The organism is Brevundimonas sp. (assembly GCF_032107865.1).
GTDB lineage: Bacteria > Pseudomonadota > Alphaproteobacteria > Caulobacterales > Caulobacteraceae > Brevundimonas.
Genome location: NZ_DAMCNG010000188.1, coordinates 1 through 5,258, shown reverse-complemented (window position 1 = coordinate 5,258; position 5,258 = coordinate 1). Strand labels below are relative to the sequence as shown.

General features: G+C 68.5%; 7 protein-coding genes. 4 read left to right on the top strand and 3 right to left on the bottom strand.

Annotated features, from left to right (window positions below; all coding sequences use genetic code 11):
* From RT567_RS13280 to RT567_RS13270, 3 genes are all read left to right on the top strand, one after another.
* Positions 1-464 (top strand): alanine racemase C-terminal domain-containing protein (locus RT567_RS13280; protein WP_313576776.1); only part of this gene is annotated, 464 nt, incomplete at its 5' end.
* Complete coding sequence (locus RT567_RS13275; RefSeq protein ID WP_313576775.1) at positions 461-1,222, top strand: YggS family pyridoxal phosphate-dependent enzyme; 762 nt, start codon at positions 461-463, stop codon at positions 1,220-1,222. The genes RT567_RS13280 and RT567_RS13275, both read left to right, overlap by 4 nt.
* A 43-nt stretch (positions 1,223-1,265) precedes the next feature.
* Entirely contained in the window at positions 1,266-2,423 is a 1,158-nt protein-coding gene (locus RT567_RS13270) for a DegT/DnrJ/EryC1/StrS aminotransferase family protein (protein WP_313576774.1), read from the top strand.
* Positions 2,424-2,427: 4 nt separating this feature from the next.
* Here the strand turns inward: RT567_RS13270 and pdxY are convergent, their stop codons facing one another.
* The 3 genes from pdxY to RT567_RS13255 form a co-directional block, all read right to left on the bottom strand.
* Positions 2,428-3,228: a pyridoxal kinase gene (gene pdxY, locus RT567_RS13265; RefSeq protein ID WP_313576773.1), complete on the bottom strand. Its 801-nt coding sequence runs from the start codon at positions 3,226-3,228 to the stop codon at positions 2,428-2,430.
* A gap of 17 nt (positions 3,229-3,245) precedes the next feature.
* Positions 3,246-4,514, bottom strand: a complete 1,269-nt coding sequence (gene glyA, locus RT567_RS13260; RefSeq protein WP_313576772.1) for a serine hydroxymethyltransferase — start codon at positions 4,512-4,514, stop codon at positions 3,246-3,248.
* Between the two features lie 109 nt (positions 4,515-4,623).
* Positions 4,624-4,860: a thioredoxin gene (locus RT567_RS13255; RefSeq protein ID WP_313576771.1), complete on the bottom strand. Its 237-nt coding sequence runs from the start codon at positions 4,858-4,860 to the stop codon at positions 4,624-4,626.
* Positions 4,861-4,978: 118 nt separating this feature from the next.
* On the opposite strand from RT567_RS13255, the gene RT567_RS13250 reads away from it, so the two are divergent.
* Positions 4,979-5,258, top strand: a 280-nt coding sequence (locus RT567_RS13250; RefSeq protein WP_313576770.1) for a GntR family transcriptional regulator, incomplete at its 3' end; no start/stop codon positions are given.

Below are 5,258 nucleotides of genomic sequence, written 5' to 3'. Positions count from 1 at the left end.
ACCACTATGACCTGTGCCGGATCGGTGCGGCCCTGTTCGGCCTAGACGCCTCGCCCTCAGCCAAGGCCATGCAGCCAGTGGTCGGGGTCACGGGCCGCGTCATCCAGACCCGCGCCGTGCCTGCGGGCGCGGGCGTCGGCTACGGCTGGGCGGTCACGGCGGCGAAGGGAATGCGTCTGGCGACCATCGGCGTGGGCTATGCCGACGGCTGGCCGCGTCAGTTGTCGGCCACCGGCGCCGCCGCATTCGACGGGGTGTTGCTGCCCTTCGTCGGGCGCATCTCGATGGACAGTCTGGTCGTGGATATCAGCGCCCTGCCGCCTGACGCGCTGAAGGCGGGCGATCAGGTGGAACTTCTGGGCCCGAACCGCACGCCGGAACAACTGGCGCTGGATGGCGCGACCATCGACTATGAAGTCATCGCGCGGCTGGGCCGCCGCCTGTGCCGGGAGTATGTTTCGTGACCCTTTCGCCTGAAAACCTAGAACGCTTCGGCCCCGATCCGCGCGAGCGGTTCGCCGCCAATCTGGCGCTGGTTCATCGCCGCATCGCCGCCGCCTGCGAACAGGTCGGGCGGCCGATCGACAGCGCGCGCCTGTTGCCGATCACCAAGACGGTTCCGGCCGAGATCCTGCGTCTGGCGTGGGCTGCGGGCGTCACCGACTTCGGCGAGAACAAGCTGCAGGAGGCTCGCGACAAGGCCGAGGCCATGGCCGACCTGCCGATGCGCTGGCACGTCGTCGGCCACCTTCAGTCGAACAAGGTCAAATACCTGACCCGTCTGGCGGACGAGTTTCATGCGCTGGACAGCCTCAAGCTGGCCGAGGTCTTGAACAAGCGGCTGGAGGCCGACGGCCGCGACATGAAGGTCTATGTCCAGGTCAACACCTCGGGCGAGCAGAGCAAATTCGGCCTGCATCCCGATGATGCGCTGGACTTCATCGAACGGCTGGAAGCCTTTCCCCGACTGAAACCGCAGGGGCTGATGACGCTGGCGGTGTTCAGCGACGACCCCGACCGGGTGCGGCCCTGCTTCACCCTGTTGCGGTCCCTGCGCGACAGGGCCGAGCGCATCGATGCGCGCATCACCGGCCTGTCGATGGGCATGACCGGCGACTACGAACTGGCCGTGCGCGAAGGCGCGACCGTGGTGCGGGTCGGACAGGCCATCTTCGGCCCACGCCCGACGCCGAACGCCCACTACTGGCCCGGTCTGGCCTGAACCCAGGCCGGCCTGATCACCATTCCCTCCCCGGAGTAACCGCGTGACCATTCCCTTCATCGATCTTCTCAGCCAGCGCCGCCGCATCGGCGCGACCATCGACGCCGCCCTGATGGAGGTCGCCGCCAGCGGCCAGTACATCATGGGTCCGGCGGTCGGCGCCTTCGAACAGGCCCTGTGCGACTTCGGTCAGGCGCCGCACGCCCTGTCCTGCTCTAACGGGACGGATGCGCTGGTGCTGTTGATGATGGCATGGGGCGTGGGGCCGGGCGACGCCGTCTTCTGCCCCGCCTTCACCTTCGCCGCCACGGCCGAGGTGGTCGCGCTGGCGGGCGCCACGCCGGTCTTCATCGACATCTGCCCCGACACCTGGACGATGGACCCCGATCACCTGCGCGCCGCCGTCGAGGCGGTCGAGCGCGAGGGCGTGCTGAAACCCCGCGCCGTCATCGCCGTGGACCTGTTCGGCCAACCCGCCGACTATCCCGCCCTGTCGGACATCACCCAGAAACACGGGTTGAAGCTGATCGCGGATTCGGCGCAGGGGTTCGGCTGCACCCTGAACGGCCGGCACCCGATCCATTGGGCCGACGCGACGACGCTGAGCTTCTTTCCGGCCAAGCCGCTGGGCGCCTATGGCGACGGCGGGGCGGTGCTGGTGAAGGAGGCGGCGCTGATGGATCACCTCGTCTCCCTGCGTGTCCACGGTCAGGCGACGGCGGCGGATGCGGCGGCGCAGGGCTTCACCCACGACCCCAAATATCTGAACCCGCGTCTGGGCATGAACGGACGGCTGGACACGCTGCAGGCCACCGTCCTGCTGGAGAAGCTGAAGATCTTCCCGGACGAGATCGCGCGCCGCAACCGCATCGCCGAGCGCTATGTGCAGGGGCTGGCCGGTCATGTGGCGGCGACGCCGGTCGTCATTCCCGGCGGCCGCTCGGTCTGGGCCCAGTTCACCGTCGAGCATGATGACCGCGACGCCCTGGCCGCCCATCTGAAGGCGCAGGGCGTGCCGACCGCCGTCTATTATCCGATCCCCCTGCACCGCCAGCCCGCCTATCGCCAGCATCCGATCGGCCCCGGCGGGCTGGCCGTGACCGAGGCTAAGGCCGAGCGCGCCGTCAGCCTACCGATGAGCGCCTATCTGGACGAGGCCGTGCAGGATCGGGTGATCGCCGCCGTCGCCAGCTTCGGCTGAGGGCTTAACCCTCGCTCAGACACATCTCGAAGGCGCCCGCCGCCTGGGTCCGCAGCAGAACGGTCTGGACCCCGGCGGTGGCGCGGGCGGCGGCCTCGGCCAGTCCCTCGCCGCGCATCAGCCAGCCGGTCAGATAGGCGGTGAACAGGTCGCCGGTGCCGCTGGGACGGATCGGGATGCGGGGGATGGAGGTGCGATGGGCGACGCCGCCCTCGACGGCCATCGTCTCGACCTCGCCCGGCGCCGTGTCGGTCAGGACGCAGCCCGTCACCACCGTCCGCCCCGTGCCGCGGGCGTTCAGGATGCGCGTCGCCTCGATCACGCCCTCGACCGTATCGGGCCGTTCGCCGACCAGTCGGCCCAGTTCGAACTGGTTGGGGGTGATGATGTCGGCCATCGGCGTCAGTTCGTCGCGAAACTGTTCGATCAGGCCATCGGCGACGAAGACGCCCAGATCATCATCGCCGATCACCGGGTCGCAGATGTGCAGCAGGGCCGGGTTCTTCGCCTTCCAGCGCCGCAGGAAGCCCGCCGTCGCCGCCGCATTGGCGGCCGAGCCCATATAGCCCGTCACCACCGCCCCGGATGTCATCGGCAGGTCGCGCTCCTCGACCCCCAGCAGCAGGTCGGCGACCAGTTCCGTCTCCAGAATTCGGCCGCGCATGGTGGGATAGTGCGGGTGATTGGACAAAAGGGTGGTCGGCACCGCCGCCACCTCCAGTCCCATGGCCTGCATCGGCTGGACCGCCGCGCTGTTGCCGACGTGGCCGTAGACGACCTGGCTCTGAATCGAGATGACCCGCACGCGCGTTCGGAACCTCCTTAAGCGGGCGTCAGCGCCGGTCCGGCGATCGGATAGGCCCGCGTCAGTTCTCTTCCCTGCGCCTTCACCGCCGCGCTGTCGAGATCACCGTCGCGCAGACCCTTGAGGATGGTCAGGATCATGCCCCCCACCGTGCGGAACGCCTCGGCGTCGAACCCGCGCGAGGTCGAGGACGGCGAGCCCAGCCGCAGCCCCGACGTCACCATCGGCGAGGCCGTATCATAGGGGACCGAGTTCTTGTTGGCGATCAGACCGTGATCCTCCAGCGCCTCGACCGCCGCCTTGCCGGTCAGGCCGAAGGGGCGCAGGTCGACCAGCACCAGATGGCAGTCCGTCCCGCCCGACACGAGGCGCAGGCCTCCGTCCGCCAGCGTCTGGCCCAGCACGCGGGCGTTCTCGATCACCGCCCTGGAGTATTCGACGAAATCCGGCTGAAGCGCCTCATGGAAGGCCGCCGCCTTGCCCGCGATGACATGCATCAGCGGCCCGCCCTGCGTACCGGGGAAGACCGCCTTGTCGATGCGCCGCGCCAGTTCCGGGTCGTTGCACAGGATCAGGCCGCCGCGCGGGCCGCGCAGGGTCTTGTGCGTAGTCGAGGTGGTGACATGGGCGTGCGGCGTCGGATTGGGATAGAGGCCCGCCGCGATCAACCCGGCGTAGTGAGCCACGTCGGCCACCAGATAGGCCCCGACCTTGTCTGCGATCTGGCGCATCCGGGCGAAGTCGATACGGCGCGGATAGGCCGAGCCGCCCGCATAGATCAGGCGCGGCCGGTCCTGAAGGACGCGCTGTTCCATGTCGTCATAGTCGATCAGGTCGTCGTCTTCGCGCACCCGATAGGCGCTGACTTCGAACCACTGGCCCGACAGGCTGACCGGCGATCCGTGCGTCAGGTGGCCGCCGCAGGCCAGGTCCAGCCCCATGATGCGGTCGCCCGGCTTGATCAGGGCGAACAGCACGGCGAGGTTGGCGTTGACGCCCGAGTGCGGCTGGACGTTGGCGTAGGCCGTGTCGAACAGGGTGCAGGCGCGCTCGATGGCCAGCTTCTCGGCGATGTCGACCGCCTCGCACCCGCCGTAGTACCGGCGGCCCGGATAGCCCTCGGCGTATTTGTTGGTCAGGACCGAGCCCTGCGCCTGACGCACAGCGGCGCTGACGATGTTCTCGGACGCGATCAACTCGATGCTCTCCTGCTGGCGCTGGCGCTCCAGCAGCAGGGCTTGGGCCAGTTGCGGGTCCAGAGCCCGCGTCGCCAGATCGAGAACCATGTCGTCTCCATCATTTCAGTGAAAAAGACGGCGGGTCGGCCTCTGAGGAGGAGGGTCGCCGACCCGCCGAGCGGCTGGCTTCGGGGGACTGAAGCCAGGCCGAGGTGCGTCAGCGCAGGGCCGAAAGGTCCGCGCCGTGATTGATGTGATAGACGGCGCCGCCCATGACGATGGCCGGAACCGACTGCACGCCCGCGGCCTCGGCTTCGGCCAGGCGCTGCGGCGTCTCGCCCAGATGGACGACCTCGACGTCATAGGTCGCCGGGTTCAGCGCGCCGACGAAGCGCTGCTCGGCGTCGACGCAGACGGTGCAGCCTGCGTGATAGAAAACGGCTTTCTCGGCCATGACCCTATCCCTTGTTTCTGGTCCCGCAGCGGTGTTGCTGCCTGGGAATGCGCGTGGGATACCCGGCCTATCGGCCCCGTCAGAAGAGCCGCTTTCCTGAAACCTGATAGGCCGGATTATGGGACGAAGCGCCGTCGTCATTGAACTGATTGAAGACCCCGCCCGGCCCCTGTTCATCAATCTGGCAGGGTCGGTCATCCGCGAGATCGAGCGTGGACGGCTGAAGCCCGGCGACCGCCTGCCCGGCACGCGCGCCCTGGCCGGCGCCCTGGGCATCCATCGCAACACCGTCGACGCCGCCTATCAGGAACTGGTGTTGCAGGGCTGGCTGACGGCCGAGGCGTCGCGCGGCACCTTCGTCGCCCGCGATCTGCCTGACCTGGGCGCCCAGAACTGGG